Annotated in this window: 24 protein-coding genes; 14 read left to right on the top strand and 10 right to left on the bottom strand. The window is 71.0% G+C overall.

Annotated features, from left to right (window positions below; genetic code table 11):
- Position 1: 1 nt before the first annotated feature.
- Positions 2 to 430: a GNAT family N-acetyltransferase gene (locus ACZZY9_RS06120; RefSeq protein ID WP_463463393.1), complete on the bottom strand. Its 429-nt coding sequence runs from the start codon at positions 428 to 430 to the stop codon at positions 2 to 4.
- 215 nt (positions 431 to 645) lie between these two features.
- Between ACZZY9_RS06120 and ACZZY9_RS06115 the strand changes: the two genes are divergently transcribed.
- Positions 646 to 1,074 (top strand): MmcQ/YjbR family DNA-binding protein, encoded by a 429-nt coding sequence (locus tag ACZZY9_RS06115; protein WP_463463392.1) that lies wholly within the window; start codon positions 646 to 648, stop codon positions 1,072 to 1,074.
- Between the two features lie 13 nt (positions 1,075 to 1,087).
- On the opposite strand, the gene ACZZY9_RS06110 is transcribed toward ACZZY9_RS06115, so the two are convergent.
- Both ACZZY9_RS06110 and ACZZY9_RS06105 read right to left on the bottom strand, forming a co-directional pair.
- Positions 1,088 to 1,762, bottom strand: coding sequence for a hypothetical protein (locus ACZZY9_RS06110; protein ID WP_463463391.1), 675 nt, complete (start codon positions 1,760 to 1,762; stop codon positions 1,088 to 1,090).
- Positions 1,763 to 1,861: 99 nt separating this feature from the next.
- Complete coding sequence (locus ACZZY9_RS06105) at positions 1,862 to 2,857, bottom strand: bile acid:sodium symporter (RefSeq protein WP_463463390.1); 996 nt, start codon at positions 2,855 to 2,857, stop codon at positions 1,862 to 1,864.
- A gap of 83 nt (positions 2,858 to 2,940) precedes the next feature.
- Between ACZZY9_RS06105 and ACZZY9_RS06100 the strand changes: the two genes are divergently transcribed.
- From ACZZY9_RS06100 to ACZZY9_RS06090, 3 genes are all read left to right on the top strand, one after another.
- Positions 2,941 to 4,125, top strand: a complete 1,185-nt coding sequence (locus ACZZY9_RS06100; protein ID WP_463463389.1) for an ROK family protein — start codon at positions 2,941 to 2,943, stop codon at positions 4,123 to 4,125.
- Positions 4,126 to 4,263: 138 nt separating this feature from the next.
- On the top strand, positions 4,264 to 4,419 hold the full coding sequence (locus tag ACZZY9_RS06095) for a zinc transporter permease (protein WP_192060652.1): 156 nt from the start codon (positions 4,264 to 4,266) through the stop codon (positions 4,417 to 4,419).
- 88 nt (positions 4,420 to 4,507) lie between these two features.
- The gene (locus ACZZY9_RS06090) at positions 4,508 to 4,801 is read left to right on the top strand and encodes an ArsR/SmtB family transcription factor (protein WP_192060651.1); all 294 of its coding nucleotides are present in this window, start codon (positions 4,508 to 4,510) and stop codon (positions 4,799 to 4,801) included.
- 40 nt (positions 4,802 to 4,841) lie between these two features.
- On the opposite strand, the gene ACZZY9_RS06085 is transcribed toward ACZZY9_RS06090, so the two are convergent.
- From ACZZY9_RS06085 to ACZZY9_RS06075, 3 genes are all read right to left on the bottom strand, one after another.
- Positions 4,842 to 5,429 carry a sugar O-acetyltransferase gene (locus ACZZY9_RS06085; RefSeq protein WP_463463388.1) on the bottom strand — a complete coding sequence of 196 codons (588 nt, stop codon included), beginning with the start codon at positions 5,427 to 5,429 and terminating at the stop codon, positions 4,842 to 4,844.
- Between the two features lie 94 nt (positions 5,430 to 5,523).
- The gene (locus tag ACZZY9_RS06080; protein WP_463463387.1) at positions 5,524 to 6,126 is read right to left on the bottom strand and encodes a TetR/AcrR family transcriptional regulator; all 603 of its coding nucleotides are present in this window, start codon (positions 6,124 to 6,126) and stop codon (positions 5,524 to 5,526) included.
- Positions 6,127 to 6,231: 105 nt separating this feature from the next.
- Complete coding sequence (locus ACZZY9_RS06075; protein WP_463463386.1) at positions 6,232 to 7,257, bottom strand: SDR family NAD(P)-dependent oxidoreductase; 1,026 nt, start codon at positions 7,255 to 7,257, stop codon at positions 6,232 to 6,234.
- A gap of 205 nt (positions 7,258 to 7,462) precedes the next feature.
- On the opposite strand from ACZZY9_RS06075, the gene ACZZY9_RS06070 reads away from it, so the two are divergent.
- The gene (locus ACZZY9_RS06070; RefSeq protein ID WP_463463385.1) at positions 7,463 to 8,248 is read left to right on the top strand and encodes an SDR family oxidoreductase; all 786 of its coding nucleotides are present in this window, start codon (positions 7,463 to 7,465) and stop codon (positions 8,246 to 8,248) included.
- Positions 8,249 to 8,397: 149 nt separating this feature from the next.
- Here the strand turns inward: ACZZY9_RS06070 and ACZZY9_RS06065 are convergent, their stop codons facing one another.
- The 4 genes from ACZZY9_RS06065 to ACZZY9_RS06050 all read right to left on the bottom strand — a co-directional run bounded on the left by ACZZY9_RS06065 (position 8,398) and on the right by ACZZY9_RS06050 (position 11,178).
- Positions 8,398 to 9,351 carry a diacylglycerol/lipid kinase family protein gene (locus tag ACZZY9_RS06065; protein ID WP_463463384.1) on the bottom strand — a complete coding sequence of 318 codons (954 nt, stop codon included), beginning with the start codon at positions 9,349 to 9,351 and terminating at the stop codon, positions 8,398 to 8,400.
- A gap of 194 nt (positions 9,352 to 9,545) precedes the next feature.
- Positions 9,546 to 9,923, bottom strand: coding sequence for a hypothetical protein (locus ACZZY9_RS06060; protein ID WP_463463383.1), 378 nt, complete (start codon positions 9,921 to 9,923; stop codon positions 9,546 to 9,548).
- On the bottom strand, positions 9,920 to 10,585 hold the full coding sequence (locus tag ACZZY9_RS06055; RefSeq protein ID WP_463463382.1) for an Asp23/Gls24 family envelope stress response protein: 666 nt from the start codon (positions 10,583 to 10,585) through the stop codon (positions 9,920 to 9,922). The genes ACZZY9_RS06060 and ACZZY9_RS06055 overlap by 4 nt, the downstream gene beginning before the upstream one ends.
- A complete protein-coding gene (locus ACZZY9_RS06050) occupies positions 10,582 to 11,178 on the bottom strand; it encodes an RNA polymerase sigma factor (RefSeq protein ID WP_243216454.1) in 597 nt (198 codons plus the stop codon). The genes ACZZY9_RS06055 and ACZZY9_RS06050 overlap by 4 nt, the downstream gene beginning before the upstream one ends.
- Before the next feature lie 257 nt (positions 11,179 to 11,435).
- Between ACZZY9_RS06050 and ACZZY9_RS06045 the strand changes: the two genes are divergently transcribed.
- The 9 genes from ACZZY9_RS06045 (at position 11,436) to ACZZY9_RS06005 (ending at position 17,221) form a co-directional block, all read left to right on the top strand.
- Positions 11,436 to 11,876: an Asp23/Gls24 family envelope stress response protein gene (locus tag ACZZY9_RS06045; RefSeq protein WP_192060640.1), complete on the top strand. Its 441-nt coding sequence runs from the start codon at positions 11,436 to 11,438 to the stop codon at positions 11,874 to 11,876.
- Positions 11,873 to 12,061, top strand: a complete 189-nt coding sequence (locus ACZZY9_RS06040; protein WP_192060639.1) for a DUF2273 domain-containing protein — start codon at positions 11,873 to 11,875, stop codon at positions 12,059 to 12,061. The genes ACZZY9_RS06045 and ACZZY9_RS06040 overlap by 4 nt, the downstream gene beginning before the upstream one ends.
- Positions 12,058 to 12,411, top strand: coding sequence for a hypothetical protein (locus ACZZY9_RS06035; RefSeq protein WP_192060638.1), 354 nt, complete (start codon positions 12,058 to 12,060; stop codon positions 12,409 to 12,411). The genes ACZZY9_RS06040 and ACZZY9_RS06035 overlap by 4 nt, the downstream gene beginning before the upstream one ends.
- A complete protein-coding gene (locus tag ACZZY9_RS06030; RefSeq protein WP_320479758.1) occupies positions 12,408 to 12,986 on the top strand; it encodes a DUF6286 domain-containing protein in 579 nt (192 codons plus the stop codon). Before ACZZY9_RS06035 ends, ACZZY9_RS06030 begins: the two co-directional genes overlap by 4 nt.
- Positions 12,983 to 13,588 carry an Asp23/Gls24 family envelope stress response protein gene (locus tag ACZZY9_RS06025; protein WP_463463381.1) on the top strand — a complete coding sequence of 202 codons (606 nt, stop codon included), beginning with the start codon at positions 12,983 to 12,985 and terminating at the stop codon, positions 13,586 to 13,588. Before ACZZY9_RS06030 ends, ACZZY9_RS06025 begins: the two co-directional genes overlap by 4 nt.
- Positions 13,589 to 13,736: 148 nt before the next feature.
- Positions 13,737 to 14,729: an Asp23/Gls24 family envelope stress response protein gene (locus tag ACZZY9_RS06020; protein ID WP_463463380.1), complete on the top strand. Its 993-nt coding sequence runs from the start codon at positions 13,737 to 13,739 to the stop codon at positions 14,727 to 14,729.
- The gene (locus ACZZY9_RS06015) at positions 14,729 to 15,139 is read left to right on the top strand and encodes a hypothetical protein (protein WP_463463379.1); all 411 of its coding nucleotides are present in this window, start codon (positions 14,729 to 14,731) and stop codon (positions 15,137 to 15,139) included. The genes ACZZY9_RS06020 and ACZZY9_RS06015 overlap by 1 nt, the downstream gene beginning before the upstream one ends.
- A 44-nt stretch (positions 15,140 to 15,183) precedes the next feature.
- Positions 15,184 to 15,888, top strand: coding sequence for an NADPH-dependent F420 reductase (locus tag ACZZY9_RS06010; RefSeq protein WP_463463378.1), 705 nt, complete (start codon positions 15,184 to 15,186; stop codon positions 15,886 to 15,888).
- Positions 15,889 to 16,009: 121 nt separating this feature from the next.
- The gene (locus tag ACZZY9_RS06005; RefSeq protein WP_192060632.1) at positions 16,010 to 17,221 is read left to right on the top strand and encodes a Fic family protein; all 1,212 of its coding nucleotides are present in this window, start codon (positions 16,010 to 16,012) and stop codon (positions 17,219 to 17,221) included.
- Positions 17,222 to 17,347: the final 126 nt, after the last annotated feature.

The raw sequence follows: 17,347 nt of genomic DNA, 5'->3' as shown, positions 1-17,347 counted from the left end.
CCTACCGGGGAGGGTGCTCTCCGGCGAGCATGGCGAAGACCAGGCTGTCGGTCCATTCGCCCTTGCTCCAGAAGTCCTGACGGTGATGCGCCTCCTGTCGCATGCCGACCCGGGTCGCGAGGCGAGCGGACGACGTGTTGCGGGCGTCCATCTGAGCGACGACGCGATGGACGTCGTCTTGTCCGAACGCGATCCGCAGACCAGCCGAGACCGCCTCGGTCGCGTAGCCGCTGCCTCCGTGCTCGGCCAGACCCGTCCGACGCAGCCGTCGATCGAGCTGGACCCGGCCGGACTCGGCCGTCCACGGCTCCTCCAGGAGGTACCTGGCGACGTCCGGCCGGGAGTAGATCGCGACCAGTCGATCGAGGTCGCTCTCGCGATGCAGGCGGAGGGTCAGGCGAGGAGTCGACGCCACCGTGCCACTGTCCATGACCTCGATCCTCCTGCATGCGCCGTGCGCGCAGCCGGCTGAGGGCTCCGCATCGGGCATGAGTCCATGATGGGCCCGTCGGGCGATCGCGCGCGACATGGTCCCGCCCCGCGCGACGACCCGCTGGGGCGAACCCGGAGCCGTCGCCGCGACGTGACGCGCTCGCGTCCTAGCCTGGAGGGACGGACGGACGGCTCCGGATGAGAGGACGCATCATGCGACGTGACGAGCTCCAGCAGCGGGCCGCGGCTCGGGCGGACGAGCTGCCCGGGGCCGAGCTGACCCATCCCTTCGGCGAGGAGTGGGACGTCTACAAGGTCCGCGACAAGGTCTTCATGCTGCAGACGGCGCTGAGCGGCGACCCGATCGTCGTCCTCAAATCGTCACCCGCCGACTCGGAGGCGCTCCGCAGCGACCACGACGACATCACTCCCGGCTACCACATGAACAAACGGCACTGGATCACGCTGCACCCCGACGGCGGCCTCGATGCCGGCCTCGTCGACGAGCTCGTCACCGAGTCGTATCTGCTGGTCGTGCAGGGGCTCCCGAGGGTCAGGCGACCGGTCGACCCCGACGTCTTCGCGAAGCAGCAGGTGCGGGTCGATGCGCTCAGGCAAGGTGGGGCTGTTCCAGGCAGCTGAGGTCCCGCCCCCATCAGAATCGGGTAGGGCGTCTGCCGTCGATTGTGTCGTCGCGGGCGGCGACGACATCTGGAAGGCGTGAAGTGCTGCTGATCCAGGTGGCTAGATCGGCGTCTACATACAGCCCCAGTTCGCACATGTAGCGGTGGTCGACCATGAGGTCTCGCGCATGAACGGGTTCATGGTGGGCGGCTCGGTTTCGGAGCAGCCGCAACCGCTCCATCCGCTCGTGCAGATCGCCACGGCGTCCGGTGAAATTCGGGAACGCGTTCTTCAACGCTGGCTCCCAGAGTGAGCGATGGTATCGATTCACCAGCAGGCTCTCCCAGAACGATGCCCTCAGCTCGGCGACTACGTGCCCCGAGGACCATCGCCCCGCCCCGCGCCGACGCTCGAGAAATTTGATGGCCTCGCGGATCTGGTCGTCTTCATTCGACCTCAGCGGAAGAGAGTCCCACCACGATTCCCGTGTCGAGTACGTCGTGAGCTCTCGATGCATTGCGTTTCGTATGCCGACTTCAAGAGCAGCACTCGCGCCGAGGATGGCGGTGCTCGCTTCGATGTTCCAGCTATACAGACGAATGGCGGCTGCGGGATCATCACCGCAGGAAGCCAGGTAGGGGGCCAGTCGGCTGCTTCCGATGAGGATGGGCAGATTCGGCAAGGTCGATGGGTCGACTGGGTTCACGAGAGTCCTGGGCTAGATCGGAGGGCGCGGCCCTGGTAGCCTCGCAGGTGTAAGCCCCAGACGGGATGCGAGAGCATCGGCGCGCTGGGGCAATCACTTTTAACCCCTCAGGCTCGGCACGAGTCGGGGGACGACTCGGACGAGCACCACCATGCCGACGAGTTCGACGAGGGTCTGGGTCACGACGACCACCGGCGCCAGCGACATCGACGCCGGGAGCGCGAGTGCGAGCGGCAGCACGACGAGCGAGTTGCGGGTCGTGCCGCTGAACACGAGCGCCCGGGTCGCGGGCGGGTCGAATCGGAACACCCGTCCCGCCCCCACGCCGAGGGCGACCATGATGATGACGAACCCCGCGTAGATCGGCACCAGCACGAGCAGCCGGCCGAACGACGCGCCCACGGCTCCGGCCTGCGATGCGACGACCAGGAACAGCGTCGCCGTCATCAGCGGGACCATCAGCGCCAGCATCGTCCGCTCGATCGCGACACCGGCTCGATGACGGCGCGCGACGGCCTGGACCGCCGCGGCCGCCGCCAGCGGGACGGCGATGAGCACGACGAACGCGCGGGCGAAGGGCCCGATCTCGACGACGGCCACGCCGTCGGGGCCGATCATCAGCAGCAGGTACAGGGGGAGCAGGAGGATCTGGGCCAGCATCAGCACCGGTGCCGCCGCGAGCAGACGGGCGGAGGCTCCGCCTGCGAGGCCCGCGAAGACGATGACGTAGTCGATGCACGGGGTGAGCAGCACCAGGAGCACCCCGAACAGCAGGGCGGGTTCGTCGTCGACGAACCGCGACAGGCCGAACGCCACCACCGGGACGACGACGAAGTTCAGCACCCCGATCGCGACGAGGAAGCGCCCGTCGCGGAGCGCCCGCCGGATGGTCGCGAACGGCACACCGAGGAACGTCGCGAAGAGCAGCAGGGCGAGCACGGGCTCGATCGCCACCTCGAGGGTGTGCGCGGCCGGCACGGTGAGCCCGACGAGGCCCGCTGCGACGATCGCCGCCAGGTAGAGGCCGATCTGGTGCCGCTCGAGCCAGGACACGGCGCCGGTCAGGTGGGCGTCGACGGGCGGAGAGGAGGGCACCCGAACGACGGTAGGGCCTCGCGGGGGCGGCCGGGCACGCCCCGCCGTCTCCGCGAGCGGTCGTGGTGGGTCATGATGAGCGTGTGGGCGCATCGGATCACTTCTCAGGCGACGAGGTCGGGGTTCCGCTCGGCACCGGTCCCGACGTGCGGTCGCCCACTCGCGAGCTGGCCCGCGAGGTGCTCATCCACGGGCCGATCGCCCGCAGCGACCTGATCCGCCGGCTGGGGCTCTCGGCGGCCAGCCTCACGCGTCTGAGCAGGCCGCTCCTCGACGACGGGTTCCTCATCGAGAGCGACGAGCGCGCCCGGGGCGGCATCGGACGCCCGGTGCGACCGCTGGACGTCCGGGTCGACGCCCACTGGCACGTGGGCGTCAAGCTCACCGGAGAGCACGCCTTCGGGGTCGCGACGGACCTCCGCGCGGCTGTCCTCGCCGAGGCCGCGGTCGAGCTCGGCGACCACTCGCCGGAGCGCATCGTGGAGGCGGTGGCCGAGATCGTCGCGGAGCTCACGAGCGCGGTCGGCACCGTCGCGCCCACCGCCCTCGGCGTCTCGATCGGCGGTCGGGTGTCGGGCTCGCGCGTCGTCGTCCGAGCGCCCTTCCTCGGCTGGTCCGACATCGACCTCGGGGGGCTCCTGGCGACCCGGCTGGCTCTGCCGGTCGTCGTGGCGAACGACGTCGTCGCGCTCACCGAGGCCGAGCACTGGTTCGGACTGGGCCGGGGGGTCGACGACTTCGCGGTCATCACGATCGGTGCCGGTGTCGGGTACGGCCTGGTCGTGCACGGGCGTCAGCGGATCACCAGAGACACCGGGCTGGGGCTCGGGGCGCACCACCCCCTCGACCCGACCGGGCCGCTGTGCCCGGACGGGCATCGCGGGTGCTCGAGCGCCATGCTGTCGATCCCGAGCATCCGCGCCTCCGTCTCGGAGGGGTCGGGGAGGGACGTCTCGTACGACGACGTCCTCGCTCTGGCCGGTGCGGGCGACCCGGCGGCCCGGACGGTGACGGAGCAGGCCGGTCGTGCCCTGGGGCGGTTCATCGCCGCGGTCGCCAATCTCACGATGGTCGACACCGTCGTGCTGGCCGGCGAGGGCATCGGGCTGGTGCCGCTCGTGCGGACGCGGATCGAGGAGGCGCTGGCCGAGGATCGAGACCCCGACGCGTCGGTCGTCGAGCTCCTGATCGGCGCTTCGGACTTCGGCATCTGGGCTCGCGGGGCCGCCACCATGGCCATCCAGTCCCGCATCGGGCGGATCGGCTGAGCCGCGTCGGTGTGGGGTCGCGGCGGGGACATCACGTGACGATGGTTCCGGTTCTCATCATCGATTGGATAAACGTATTGCCATAGATGCATGCGTCTGATGTGATGGGTGCATCCCCCCGATGAGAGAGGCACAACCATGACCGATGCAGAAGTCCACGCTGAGCACACCGTCACCGAGCACGAGCACGGCACCGAGTGCGGCCACGAGACCGTCACTCACGACGACCACGTCGACTACGTCCACGGCGAGCACAAGCACGCCCAGCACGGCGACCACTACGACGAGCACTGATCGTCCGACGGCCGACCGCGCCGCATGATCGAGGGTCCCACCGGTCGGTGGGGCCCTCGTCGCATTCGCGGCGGCTAATGTGTCGGTCATGAGCACCGATGCCCTCGACTCCGCGGCGGAGCTCTTCAAGGCCCTGTCGTCGGCCTCGAGACTCAGACTCCTCCGCCTCCTCGGCGAGGGGCAGGCGGGCGTGACCGCGCTCGTGGAGGCCTCGGGTCTGGCTCAGCCCCTGGTGTCGCAGCATCTGCGCGTCCTCCGATCGGCAGGTCTCGTCGAGGTCACGCGCGTCGGCCGCGAGGCGATCTACTCGGTCGCCGACCGACACGTCTCGCACATCGTCGACGACGCCGTCGAGCATGCCGGCGAGGCGTCTCGAGCCTGAGCCTCGTCGCCCTGCGCGCCGAGCCGGTCGCGCATCCGTGTCAGGTCGCGATGCGTCGGACGACCCTCGCCGGGTTGCCGACGGCGACGGCTCCCGACGGGATGTCGCGGGTGACGACGGCCCCGGCGCCGATGACGCTGTCGTCGCCGATGGTCACGCCGGGGCAGACGATGACTCCGCCGCCGAGCCAGACGTTGTCGCCGATCGTGATGGGCCGGGCGGCCTCGAGCTTGTCGCGTCGCGGCTGCGGGTCGACGGGGTGCGTGGGGGTGAGCAGCTGGACGTTCGGCCCGATCTGGCAGTCGTCGCCGATGGTGATCGTGGCGACGTCGAGCGCCGTGAGGTTGTAGTTGACGAACGTGCGGGCCCCGATGTGGATGTTCTCGCCGTAGTCGACGAACAGGGGCGGCTTGACGAACGCGTCGACGCCGAGTGATCCGACCAGCTCTTCGAGGAGGGGCCTGGCGGCGGCCTCGTCCTCCACGGCCGCCCGATGGTAGGCGTCGGCGAGGCGCACGGCCCGTTGCGCGAGGCGCGCGTTCTCGAGGTCGTCGGCGATGTAGAGGTCTCCGGCGAGCATCCGTTCGCGGTTGCTGCGGTCGTCTCCGGCGAAGTGGTCGACAGTCATGTGGACGACCGTACACATCCGGCCTGAGGCCTTTCGCTCGGCAGGGCGGCCGGAGGTCCCTCGCCGGCTGCGCGACGTGCGGCTCCGATCGCCATCAGCGACCGCCGCGACCTCCCGCCGAGCCGGCGCCGTCGAAGAGGAGCGTGACCGTGGCGCCGAGCGCGGTCGCGTCGGGCTCGCGGCGGGTCAGCACGTTGAGCAGCACGACGCCGACCAGCGCCTCGACCAGCGCGTCGAGGGGGGCCTCGGCGTCGACCTGACCGTCGCGCAGACCGGACTCGAGCCGGGCGACGAGCTCGGCTCGGGCGACGGAGGTGACGTGGTCGTCGTAGTGCCGGGCCACGTCGGCGTCCTCGGCCGTCGCCGCGATCGTCGCACGGATGAGACCCCCCGTCGTCGGCTCGGTCAGCGACGCGGAGGTCTCGATCAGCCAGTGCGTGACGTCGCGGCGCACATCACCGCTGCTGGGCACGGCGACCCGGGGGAGGAGGTGCCCCGAGAGCATCCCCTCGGCGACCAGCGCCCCCTTGTTCGGGTACCAGCGGTAGATGGTCGCCTTGCCGACCCCGGCGGCCGCCGCGATCCGGTCGAGCGACAGCTTGTCGTAGCCGCGCTCGGCGAGCTCGCTCGTCGTCGCCTCGAGGATGGCCAGGCGCGCCGCCTCGCTGCGGACCCGGCCGGGGCGTGCTGTCGTCATACGGTCATCCTCGTGCACGGCGCGGGCCGGTGATCGCCGACCCGCGCCTCCTGGGCTTCGCCGACCCGCGCCTCCGGGGATGCGCCGCCTGCGGAGGAGCCCCGCCTACTGGACCGACCAGCCGCCGTCCGAGGCGAGCACCGCGCCGTTGATGTTGACCGCGTCGTCGCTCAGCAGGAACGTGATCGACGCGGCGAGCTCCTCGGCCGTGGCGACGGTCGGGATGGCCGCCTGGAAGGGCCGCAGTCGCGCCGACCCCGCCTCCGACACGTTCGCGGGGAACGGGATGCCGGTGGCGACGCCGCCGGGGGCGACCGCGTTGACCCGCAGCCCCTGCTTCGCGTACATGAACGCGGCCGACTTCGTCAGCCCGACGACGCCGTGCTTCGACACCGTGTAGGCGTTGCCCGACGCGTTGCCGCGCAGACCCGCCTCGGAGGCGACGTTCACGATCGAGCCCCGGCCGGCCGCGAGCATGACCGGGACGACGGCGCGCGAGAGCTTGAATCCGCCGGTCAGGTTGATGCCGATGACGCGCTCCCACATCGCGTCGCTCGTCTCGTGCAGCGGCGAGAAGTCGTCGTTGATGCCCGCGATGTTCGCCAGCGCGTCGATGCGGCCGCCCGCGACCTCGACGATGCGGTCGATGTCGGCCTGGCTGGTGATGTCGCCGACCACGGTCTCGACGGTGCTGTCGGGCAGGGAGGCGACCAGCGCCTCCAGTCCCGGGGAGGTGATGTCGACGGCGATCACGCGCCCGCCCTCTCGGGCGACTCGCGATGCGGTGGCCTTGCCGATGCCGCCCGCGGCCCCGGTCACGACGACCGTCCGCCCTGCGAAGCGACCGGCGGTGATGGTCTCGCGCCACGGGCCGTCGGCGTCGTCGGTCTCATCGGGCCGGACCCCGCCGTTGACCTGCAGCACGAGGCCGTCGACGAGCTCCTGGGGCAGTCGGCCCTGGCTGAGCGACACGAGCTGCTGCAGGGGTAGGCCGAGCACCGGGGTGAGGGTGCTCTCGTCGAACTCCCCGCCCTGGGCGAGCGCGCCCCGCAGGGCCGGCCCGCCCTCGGAGTGCTCGAGCCAGCGGCCGATCGTGCTCGAACCGGTCAGGGGGGCGGTGTTCTCGGGCATGCGGGTCTCTTCTCCGTGGGTCGAGCGGCTTATTGCGAGACAGTTTGTCTCGTTTTGCTGGGAGCGGGCCGGGTGTCGTCGACGAGCGACCTGGGGGAGGGTAAAGCGACAGGTGTAGCGTGAAACGAGGTACGCGACGCAGCGTGCCCAGGGCTCGGCGAAGCGTCGGGTCCGCCGAGTCATCGAGAGAACCGGAGTCATCCCCATGGAGCGTTTCACCGACAAGGTCGTCCTCATCACCGGCGGGGGGTCCGGCCTCGGCCGTGCCGCCGCCGTCCGCGTCGCACAGGAGGGGGCGCGGGTCGCCCTCGTCGACATCTCCGAGAAGGGCCTCGCCGCCTCGCAGGAGGCCGTGCTCGACGCCGTCCCCGGTGCCGAGGTGCTGACCGCGGTCGCCGACGTGTCGAGCGCAGCCGACGTCGACGCCTACGTGACCGCCACGCTCGAGCGCTTCGGACGCATCGACGCCTTCTTCAACAACGCCGGCATCGAAGGCAAGCAGAACCTCACCGAGGACTTCGGGGCCGACGAGTTCGACAAGGTCGTGTCGATCAACCTCCGCGGCGTCTTCCTCGGGCTCGAGAAGGTGCTCGGCGTCATGCGCGCCCAGGGCGACGGCGGCACCGTCGTCAACACGGCGAGCGTCGGCGGCATCCGCGGCGTCGGCAACCAGTCGGGTTACGCCGCCGCCAAGCACGGCGTCGTCGGGCTGACCCGCAACTCGGCCGTCGAGTACGGCCAGTTCGGCATCCGCGTCAACGCCATCGCGCCGGGAGCGATCTGGACCCCCATGGTCGAGGCTTCCATGCGCCAGCTCGACGCCGACGACCCCAAGGGCGCCGCCGAGCAGTTCATCCAGATCAACCCGACCAAGCGCTACGGCGAGGCCGCCGAGATCGCCTCGGTCGTCGCGTTCCTGCTGTCGGACGACGCGACGTACGTCAACGCCGCGGTCGTGCCGATCGACGGCGGGCAGTCCGCCAAGTACTAACGTTCGGCCCAGGCCCCAGGAGATCGCTGAGACCCCAGTGCGCGCACCGGGGTCTCGGCGAATTCCTGGGGTCTCGTCGCGCGCGGCGCGGCCTACGCGTCGCGCAGCGGCCTACGCGTCGCGCAGCGGCCTACGCGTCGCGCAGCGGCCTACGCGTCGCGCGGCACCCGCACGCGCAGCGCCCCCGCGTCCATCGTGGTGCGGAACCCGACCGCCTTGCCGAAGCCGTCGCCGTCGAGCTCGATCTCCTGGGGCTCCGACAGGCGGGCCGTCAGCTGCTTCGCCTTGACGTAGTTCATCGCCGCGATCTCGCGCGAGCCGACGATGCGCTTGAGCGGAGTGCGCTGCACGAGGCCGTTCTCGATCAGCACCTTCCCGATGATCTGCAGCCAGTGGCCGATCCCCTCGGGGCGCAGCAGCATGATGTCGAACTGGCCGTCGTCGAGCGCCGCGTCCGGCAGCAGCAGGATGTTGCCGGTGAGGGTGCCGCAGTTGCCGACGATGACCGTGTTCACGTGCGACCGCTTCGTCGGCCCGTCGTCGAACCGGTATCGCAGCTTGAGGGTGTTCTCGTCGCGCAGGGCGACGACGATCGCCTTGACGTAGGCGAGCCAGCCGATCTTCGCCTTGAGGTCCTCGTCGGTGGCGGCGAGCATCTTCGCGTCGATGCCGACCCCCGCCATGACCAGGAACGCGTGCTTCGAGAGGGAGCCGTCGGCGGCGCGGATCTCGATGCGTCCGAGGTCGATGGCGCGGTCCTGACCGGTGAACGCGGTGTGGACCGAGTGCTCGACGTCGTCGAGCGTGAGGTTCATGTTCCGCGCGAGCAGGTTGCCGGTGCCCGACGGCAGCAGGGCGAACGCGACGTCGTGATCGGCGAGCGTCTCGGCGACGATGCGCACCGTCCCGTCACCGCCGGCCGCGATGACCAGGTCGACCCCCGCCTCCAGCGCCTCCAGCGTCGCACCGCGCCCCGGGTCCTCCTTCGACGTGTCGAACCAGAGCGTGTCGTCCCATCCCGCGGCCTTCTGCTCGCGATCGACGACCGCCTTGACGGCGTCGAGGTCGATCTTGATGGGGTTGTAGACGACGGCTGCGCGCATGGACGACCTTCTGAGTGCGGGGTGGTCCTCCATGAAACCGCAGAACGCACGCCGAAGGTCGCCGAGCCGAGGAGGCGCGGTGCCCGTCGCATCCGGAGCCCCGGCGAGTCACGGGGTCGCCATCGGCCCCCGGCCCCCGGCCCATCGGCGCCAGGCCCCGGCCCGCGACACCGCCGCATGGCTCCGCGGCCCGGTCAGACGGAGGCGGGGTCGCTCGGTCGGTCGACGAGATGCGCCGTCACGGTCACGAGCGTCTCGGCGCGCTCGCCGTCGACGCCATCGCCCGCGTCGTCGGCGCCCTGCTCGACCCGTGCCTTCAGAGCCTCGGCCGCGCGCGCGAGGATCTCCGGCGTCGAGCCGTCGAGATCGGTCGCGACCTCGGCCGTGACGGCGACGATCCCGGCGGAGCGGTGCACGTGCACGAGCCCCGTCGACTCGGCCCAGTCGAGCTCGGCGGCGACGGCGCGCACGGTCGACTCGACCGCGGGGTGCGCGTCGAAGACGTCGATCACGCCGTCGATCCGCCGGAGCAGGTCGGTCAGGTTCTGAGAGAGTCGGTCGTCGGTGCTCATCGGTCGTCCGCTCGGGGGAGGAGGACGTCGTCGATCACGATGTCGACGGCGGCGATCGTCAGGTGGGTGTGTCGGGTCAGCGTCTCGACGATGCGGGCGCGCAGGTCGTCGGCGACGAGTCGCATGTCGCGGCCGTAGCGGACGGCGGCCGTGACCTCGACCGTGATGGGCTCGCCCGGCTGCGTGACGTCGCCCGAGAAGGTCGTGGCGCCGAGCACGACGCCGCTGTCGGCGTCGCCCGTCCGTCGCACGAGACCGCGGGCGGCCGCCTCGGTGATGCGCAGGTCGATTCCGGGGTCGGGGTGCCTGACCGGGATCTCGCGACCGCCGACGACCTCGCGCCTGATCGACTCGAGCAGGCTGCTGATCCACAGTCCGTCGCGGTCGGGCTCGCGGGTGGCCTCGCTCTCGAGGGAGGCGCGCGAGAGCTCATGCACCTGTGCCAGCGAGATCAGATAGAGACGGCACGCGGCGGACCCCTCGATGCCGGCGTCGCGGGGGGACCTGCCGCTGTCGAGGTAGTCGCTCAGGCGCTCGACCGAGTACCCGTCGACGGTCTCGTCGGGGAGCGCCTCGTCGGGCAGCGCGCCGTCGGGCAGCACGCCGTCGGGAGGCGTCGCGCCGGGCACGGCACCGGGCAGGGCGTCGTCGGGTGTCGTCATCGCCATGCCTCCATCTCCGTCATCAGGAAGGTGCGTGCTCGGGCTATCCGCCCGCGGACGGTCGAGACCGACATGCCCAGGGCCTCGGCGATCTCGGCGTACGAGTACTCGGCGGTCTCGCGCAGCAGCCAACAGCGTCGCTGGTCGAGGGGGAGCTTGTCGAGCGCCGTCCACATGGCGTCCATCTGGAGGCGGGCCTCGACGACCCGGTCGGGCGACTGCGACCGGGGTGCCGCGGGGTCGCGCTGATCGATGTCGTCGTGGTCGCGCCGGGCGCGAAGGCGGTCGATGCTCTTGTTGCTGACGATGCGCATCATCCAGTTGCGGACCTGCGCGGGGTTCTCCAGATCGCCGAGTCGTCGCCATGCGGTGAGGAACGCGTCCTGCACGACGTCGTCGGATTCGAGATCGGAGCCGAGGAGGCGCGAGGCGTACACGCGCATCAGGGGACCGTGCCGACGGGCCAGGACCTCGTAGGCGTGGACGTCGCCGTCGCGGGCTCGAGCGGCGAGGAGTGCGTCGCCGGCGTCGAGGAGGGGATCGTCGGTGGTGATGACGACCTCCTCATGGCGTGCGGTGCGCGGGTCGATCACCCGCGCTCTTCGTGGATACCACCTCGTCGCAGGCGGTGCGTCCGCGCTGGCCGGTAACGGTGGAGGCCCCCCGACCGGGGCCGTCGTCCGGCCGGAAAACGAGTGGCCCGTCGATCGTTCCTGATAGGAACCTGAACGACCGTGACCTCCGAGATGCTCGATGCGTCTGAATGATGTGTCCCGCTTCACGGGCATCGCGGACCTCCCCGGGTCGGCGACCACGACATCCAGCGACAACGACATCAAGGAGCAATCCCATGAGCAACGTCACCCCCACCACGACCGGCTCCGCCGCCGCGAAGACCTCGGGCTCGTCGGCCACCGGCAAGAACACGATCGCCGACGGCGTCGTCTCGAAGGTCGCCGGCATCGCCGCCCGCGAGGTCCGTGGAGTCCACGACCTCGGCAACGGAGCGGCCCGTGCCATCGGCGCCATCCGCAACGCCATCAACCAGCAGGACCGCAGCCAGGGCGTCTCCGTCGAGGTCGGCGAGAAGCAGGTCGCCGCCGACATCGTCATCGTCGCCGAGTACCCCGTCGAGCTGCAGCGCGTCGCCGACGACGTCCGCAAGTCGGTCGCCGAGGCCATCTCGCAGGTCGTCGGCATGGAGGTCGCCGAGATCAACGTCACCGTCTCCGACGTCTACATCCCCTCGGACGACAACGACGACGACACCGACGACAGCCGCGTCAAGTGACCGCCACGACAACCGGCATCCTCGTCGGCGCGGTCCTCGCGCTGACGGCGGTGGCCTTCGGATTCTGGGCCTTCGTCTTCGTGGCCATCGCCATGGCGATCGGCTTCGGCGTCGGTCGTGTCGTCGAGGGCAAGCTCGACGTCCGCGGTCTCGCGGACGCCCTCCGCGGGCGGCGGTCGTCGTGACCGCGGCGGTGACGGCCGACCAGACCCTCCACGGCCGGAACAAGATCACGTCGCGTGCCGTCCGCCGGGTCGTGTCGGCCGTCACCGCGGAGGCCCTCGAGGTCACCGCGTCCGATGTGTCGGTCGAACTGGCCGACCGCGACGGCGCGCTCAGCGTGATCGCCAAGACCCCCATCCGGATCACTCCGCTGGGGATCCCCGCCCGCTCGTCGGGCACCCTGCTCGAACGCCTCACCTCGGCGCAGGGCACCATCCGCGACCGGGTCCTGCAGTTGACCGGGTCGTCCATCGATCGCGTCGATCTCCAGATCACCGGCGCCGAACTCCGTGAAAGGAAGCGGGTCTCATGAGCAGCAGTTCGCTCTACCGCCGCGTCGTGCGTCGTGAGACGCACTCGTCGCGTGCGGTCATCGCGATCACCCTCGCGGTGATCCTGATCGTCGTCCTCGCCTGGATCGGCACGGAGTCCGTGCTCGCCGCGATCGGGCAGCAGCCGCTGCTCGTCGCTCCGGCCGACGCCGCCAGCGCCGTGCTCGGCGCCGCCGGGGCCGCCGTGGGCGTGCTCACGGCCATCGGCGCCGTCGTCGCCGTGATCGGCATCGTCCTCATCGTCGTCGCACTCGCCCCCGGGCGCCGCGGTCGTCGAGGCGGTCAGGTCGGTCGCACCGCGGCGATCGTCGACGACCGGGTCATCGCCCGCTCGCTGGCCCGCACCGCGAGCTACGCCGGCGACGTCGACCCCTCGCAGGTCAGCGTCAGCGTCGGCAAGCGGAAGGCCCTGATCGAGGTGACCCGCACCTCCGGTCGCAACACCGACGTGCGCAGCATCGACGAGGCCGTCCGCGACGAGCTCGACGCGTACGACTTCAGCCCCGCGCTCACGCACACCGTCCGCCTGTCCAAGAAAGGAACGGTCGGAGCATGAACAACACCAATCGCGCCCTCAACCGTCTCCTCGTCTTCGTGATCGGCCTCGTGCTGCTCGCCGGCGGTGCGGCCGTGGCCGTCGGGGCCCTCTGGCCCGACGTCCGCGACACCGTCTCCGGCGCCGCCTCCGACGCGTCCGGTCCGGTCTCGGACTCCCTGTCGGGTGACCAGGTCTGGATCCTCTGGGTCGTCGCCGCCGCCTCCCTGGTCCTGATCCTCCTGCTCGTCTGGTTCGCGCTCCGTCAGGGGCACGGTCAGACCGGCGAGCTGCTGACCGTCCACGAGGGGTCGGGCCGTGACGAGCCGACCGGTGGACGCCTCGTCATCGACGCGAAGGTCGCCGAGCAGGTCCTCGAGGAGGCGCTGGCCGACACCGCGGGGATCGTCTCGATCGACGTCACCGCCTTCCGCGTCAAGGGCGAGAACGTCCTCCGCGTCACCGCGAACGCTCGCAAGGGCGCCTCGCCCGTGGAGATCCGTCGCAGCATCGACCAGGCGGTCGAACGCTGGGACGAGCTGCTCGGCACCGAGACGCCCGTGGTCATCCAGATCAACGGCGGTCTCCGCACGCAGATGGCCTCGGCCACGCGCCTCGACTGAGAAGCGCTCCGCAGCAGCATCCGCACCACCCCGGTGATGGCCCTCGACCTCCGACGAGGACGAGGGCCATCGCCGTCCCCAGACCCGTACGACCCCGCCGCCTGCATCGCGCAGACCGCCTCCCGCATCACGAAGAAAGGACGGCCTCATGTCCGAGTCCACCCACCACGTCACCCCCATCGACCTCGACTCGGCAGGTCAGTCCGCTCCCGAGACGCCCGAGCAGCGACTCGAGCGCACCATCGCGGTCACCGTGCTCGGCGTGACGGGCGTGCACCGTCTCGGCACCGGAGCGGCCCGCGTCGTCGGCGCCGTCCGCAACGCCGTCGGCTCGGCGGACTCGGCCGGGGTGAAGGTCACCACGACCGACACGGGTCTGGCCGTCGACGTGTCCGTCGTCGCCGAGTACCCGACCAACGTGTCCGAGCTGGCGGACACCATCCGCACCCAGGTCCGTCACGCGGTCGGTCAGCTCGACGGCGAGCCGGTGACGATCGACGTGACCGTGACCGATGTGCACGGCCCGTTCGACGAGGCCGACGCCGCCAAGGCCGCGGCCGACGCCGAGAAGAAGGAGCAGCGCGAGCGGGCGATCGCCGAGAAGAAGGCCCAGGCGAAGGAGGCGCTCGACACCGCCGGTGCGAAGGCCTCCGAGACCGCCGACAAGGCCAAGGCGGGTGCGTCCGACGCGCTCGAGAACGGTAAGAAGGGCGCGTCCGACGCGCTCGAGACCACGAAGACGGTCGCCGCCGACGTCGTCGACACGGCCAAGAGCAAGACGGCCGACGCCCTCGACGGCATCGCCGACGCCGTGGACGACGAGAAGGGCCGCCGCGACGCCGACCGCCGTGACGCCGCCGACGACGCTGATGCGACTGCCGACGCGGCCGAGAGCGACGCCCGCCGCGCCCGCGAAGCGGCCGACGACGCAGAGCGTTCTGGCGACGCGAACGAGACCTCGGACGACGCGAACGAGACCTCGGACGACGCGAGCGGGACCCCGACGGCCGCCCCCTCCGCCGCGCAGGCCGCAGCGGACGCGGCGCAGGCTGCCGCCGACGCCGCGCAGGCTGCTGCGGACGTCGCCGCCGACGCGGCCGCCGCGGAGGCGGCCCGCGACGAGAACGGCCAGGCCCGCTGATGCGCGGCGCCCGGTCGGGCTCGACCCGACGCCCCCGCCCGCGGGCGGCCTGGGCGGCGCTGATCACCTCGGCGATTGTCTGCTTCCTGATCGTCGTCGGGGTGCTCGTGCCCGTGCTGACGCTGATCGGCGCGGCGGACGGCGGCACGGCCGGCGCCCTCGACGTGCCCGTCGGCCAGATCGTCGCGGCGATCGCGATCGGCTACATCCTCGCCCTCGTGCTGCTGGCGCTGATCATCAAGGTCCGCAACGGCGCGCTCGCCTGGATCCTCGGTGTCGCGGCCGTCATCTCGACGCTGCTCGTGTCTCTCTGGCCGCTGGTCGCCGTGGCGATCGCCGGGGTCGACCAGGTGCAGGACGTCGTCCCGTTCATCCAGGACCTCATCCGGCAGTACTTCCCCGGGGCCTGATCCGCACCAGGAATGACCACGGCGACTCCGCGGTTGCACGACGCATGACGTCTCCTGCCACCATCGGAATACTCGGCGCCGGCAAGGTCGGCACGGTGCTCGCCCGGCTACTGCACGCCGCGGGGCACCCGGTGCTCCTCTCCGGGTCGGGTGACCCCGCGCGCATACGCCTGATCGTCGACGTGATCGCCCCGGGTGCCCGGGCCGTCTGGTCGGAGGAGGCGGCGCGCGAGGCCGACGTCGTCGTGCTCGCCCTCCCGCTCGGCAAGCTCGACTCCGTGCCGGTCGACGCCCTCGCCGGCAAGATCGTCGTCGACGCGATGAACTACTGGTGGGAGACCGACGGCATCCGCGACGACCTGGCCGACGTGCGCCAGTCGACCAGCGAGCTCGTGCAGCGGCACCTGCCCGACTCGATCGTCGTCAAGGGCTTCAATCACATGGGCTATCACGACCTCGACGAGGGCGCGCTGCCCGCCGGCGACCCCGTGCGCAAGGCGATCGCGCTGGCCGCCGACGACGAGGCGGCCCTGGCCCGCGTCGCCGAGATCGTCGATGCCATCGGCTTCGACCCGGTCGCGCTGCCCAGCCTCGCCGACGGCATCTCGCTCGAGCCCGGCTCGCTCGCCTTCGGCGCGAACGTCGGCGCCGCCGAACTCGTCGAGACCGCCCGCTCGTTCTGGTCGTCGCAGCGCGGCCTCGCCGTCGGTCGTGCGCGTTCGCGTGACGCGGCGGTCGAGCCCGCCTGACCCACGCCTCCTTCTCCGAGGCGTCGACACCGCACCTCACTGACCATGGTCATCGAGGCAACCATGGCTGAGAGATTCTCTTAACCATGGTTAAGTCCATAACCATGGCTAAGATCGTCGCATGGAGTCAGTCGCGTCCTCTGCCGCATCGGCGGCATGGCCAGGCGTCCGGTTCGAGTCGTACGCATGGGACGACGACGAGCATGCACCGGCCTCGCGCCGTGCCAGACTCCGGGCGCGGGGTCCGTATCTCGCAGCGGTGACGCCCGAGATCGCCGCCACCGCGCCTCCCGGGCTGTCCGCCGATCTCGTCGTCGATGCGGAGGACGCCGTCGCCGAGCTGTCCCGCTTCGACACCGAGGTCGGGGCCTTCACCGCTCCCTTCGCCGCCATCCTGCTGCGGAGCGAGAGCGCCTCGAGCTCCGAGATCGAGAATCTCACGGCTCTGCCCCGAGGCATCGCCCTGGCGGCCCTCGGTAAGAAGGCCGGCCCGAACGCACGGCTGGTCGTGGCGAACGTGCACGCGATGGAGGCGGCGCTCACCCTGGCGGACGACCTCGACGAGGCTGCGGTGATCGGCATGCACGCGGCGCTGCTGGCCGACGACCAGCCGCACCTCACGGGCTCGTGGCGTGATCAGCAGGTCTGGATCGGGGGCTCCGGTCGCAGCCCGCACACCGCCGACTTCGTCCCGCCGCACGCCGACCGGGTGCCCGCCGCCATGGACGACCTGATCCGCTTCGCACGACGGGTCGACATCCCGGCCCTCGCCCATGTCGCCCTGACGCACGCGCAGTTCGAGACCATCCATCCGTTCCCCGACGGCAATGGGCGGACGGGTCGGGCCATCGTGCACTCCATGCTCCGCCGACTGCGCATCACGAGGCAGGTCACCGTGCCCGTCTCGGCCGGGTTGCTCAGTGACACGTCCGGGTACTTTGCGGCGCTCGGGGCCTATCGCGAGGGCGAGGTCGAGCCCGTCGTCCGGGCCTTCGTCGACGCGACGCTCGCAGCGGTCGTCAACGGCAGGGCGCTCGTCACGGATCTGACCGAACTCCGCCTCGAGTGGGGTGATCTGACGAGCGCTCGCCAGGGCTCGGCAGGGCACCGGATGCTCGATCTGCTGCAGCGCCAGCCCGTGGTCGACGTGTCGCTCGTGGCCCGTGAGCTCGGTGTCGCGACCAACAACGCGCGGGCCGGCATCGACCGGCTCGCCGCCGACGGGATCATCCGGCCGATCGGCGAGGCGCGGCGAGACCGGGTGTTCGAGGCGCCGGACGTGCTCGTCGCCCTCGACGCGTTCGCGCAGCGGGCCAAGCGCAGACACCCGTGACCCCTGAGCGCCCGACGCGCGGTTTCTGCGTTTCTCTTCGCTGATCTTGTTTTCTGTGGGTTCATCGACGTAGAGTCTCGTCAGCACGACGAGAGCACCCGTCGTGAGAGCACGCAGACGACGAAG

Source organism: Frigoribacterium sp. AC394, assembly GCF_979258095.1.
Note: the sequence above shows the minus strand (reverse complement) of the source record. Positions and strands in the feature narration are given on the sequence as shown.

Excerpts from the sequence above, each read along its gene's own strand:
- ACZZY9_RS06005 (WP_192060632.1), top strand. The coding sequence starts at position 16,010 with ATGGAGTCAGTCGCGTCCTCTGCCGCATCGGCGGCATGGCCAGGCGTC.
- ACZZY9_RS06045 (WP_192060640.1), top strand. The coding sequence starts at position 11,436 with ATGAGCAACGTCACCCCCACCACGACCGGCTCCGCCGCCGCGAAGACC.
- ACZZY9_RS06030 (WP_320479758.1), top strand. The coding sequence starts at position 12,408 with ATGAGCAGCAGTTCGCTCTACCGCCGCGTCGTGCGTCGTGAGACGCAC.
- ACZZY9_RS06015 (WP_463463379.1), top strand. The coding sequence starts at position 14,729 with ATGCGCGGCGCCCGGTCGGGCTCGACCCGACGCCCCCGCCCGCGGGCG.
- ACZZY9_RS06065 (WP_463463384.1), bottom strand. The coding sequence starts at position 9,351 with ATGCGCGCAGCCGTCGTCTACAACCCCATCAAGATCGACCTCGACGCC.
- ACZZY9_RS06020 (WP_463463380.1), top strand. The coding sequence starts at position 13,737 with ATGTCCGAGTCCACCCACCACGTCACCCCCATCGACCTCGACTCGGCA.
- ACZZY9_RS06115 (WP_463463392.1), top strand. The coding sequence starts at position 646 with ATGCGACGTGACGAGCTCCAGCAGCGGGCCGCGGCTCGGGCGGACGAG.
- ACZZY9_RS06025 (WP_463463381.1), top strand. The coding sequence starts at position 12,983 with ATGAACAACACCAATCGCGCCCTCAACCGTCTCCTCGTCTTCGTGATC.
- ACZZY9_RS06075 (WP_463463386.1), bottom strand. The coding sequence starts at position 7,257 with ATGCCCGAGAACACCGCCCCCCTGACCGGTTCGAGCACGATCGGCCGC.
- ACZZY9_RS06055 (WP_463463382.1), bottom strand. The coding sequence starts at position 10,585 with ATGACGACACCCGACGACGCCCTGCCCGGTGCCGTGCCCGGCGCGACG.
- ACZZY9_RS06080 (WP_463463387.1), bottom strand. The coding sequence starts at position 6,126 with ATGACGACAGCACGCCCCGGCCGGGTCCGCAGCGAGGCGGCGCGCCTG.
- ACZZY9_RS06095 (WP_192060652.1), top strand. The coding sequence starts at position 4,264 with ATGACCGATGCAGAAGTCCACGCTGAGCACACCGTCACCGAGCACGAG.
- ACZZY9_RS06070 (WP_463463385.1), top strand. The coding sequence starts at position 7,463 with ATGGAGCGTTTCACCGACAAGGTCGTCCTCATCACCGGCGGGGGGTCC.
- ACZZY9_RS06060 (WP_463463383.1), bottom strand. The coding sequence starts at position 9,923 with ATGAGCACCGACGACCGACTCTCTCAGAACCTGACCGACCTGCTCCGG.
- ACZZY9_RS06010 (WP_463463378.1), top strand. The coding sequence starts at position 15,184 with ATGACGTCTCCTGCCACCATCGGAATACTCGGCGCCGGCAAGGTCGGC.
- ACZZY9_RS06085 (WP_463463388.1), bottom strand. The coding sequence starts at position 5,429 with ATGACTGTCGACCACTTCGCCGGAGACGACCGCAGCAACCGCGAACGG.
- ACZZY9_RS06090 (WP_192060651.1), top strand. The coding sequence starts at position 4,508 with ATGAGCACCGATGCCCTCGACTCCGCGGCGGAGCTCTTCAAGGCCCTG.
- ACZZY9_RS06120 (WP_463463393.1), bottom strand. The coding sequence starts at position 430 with ATGGACAGTGGCACGGTGGCGTCGACTCCTCGCCTGACCCTCCGCCTG.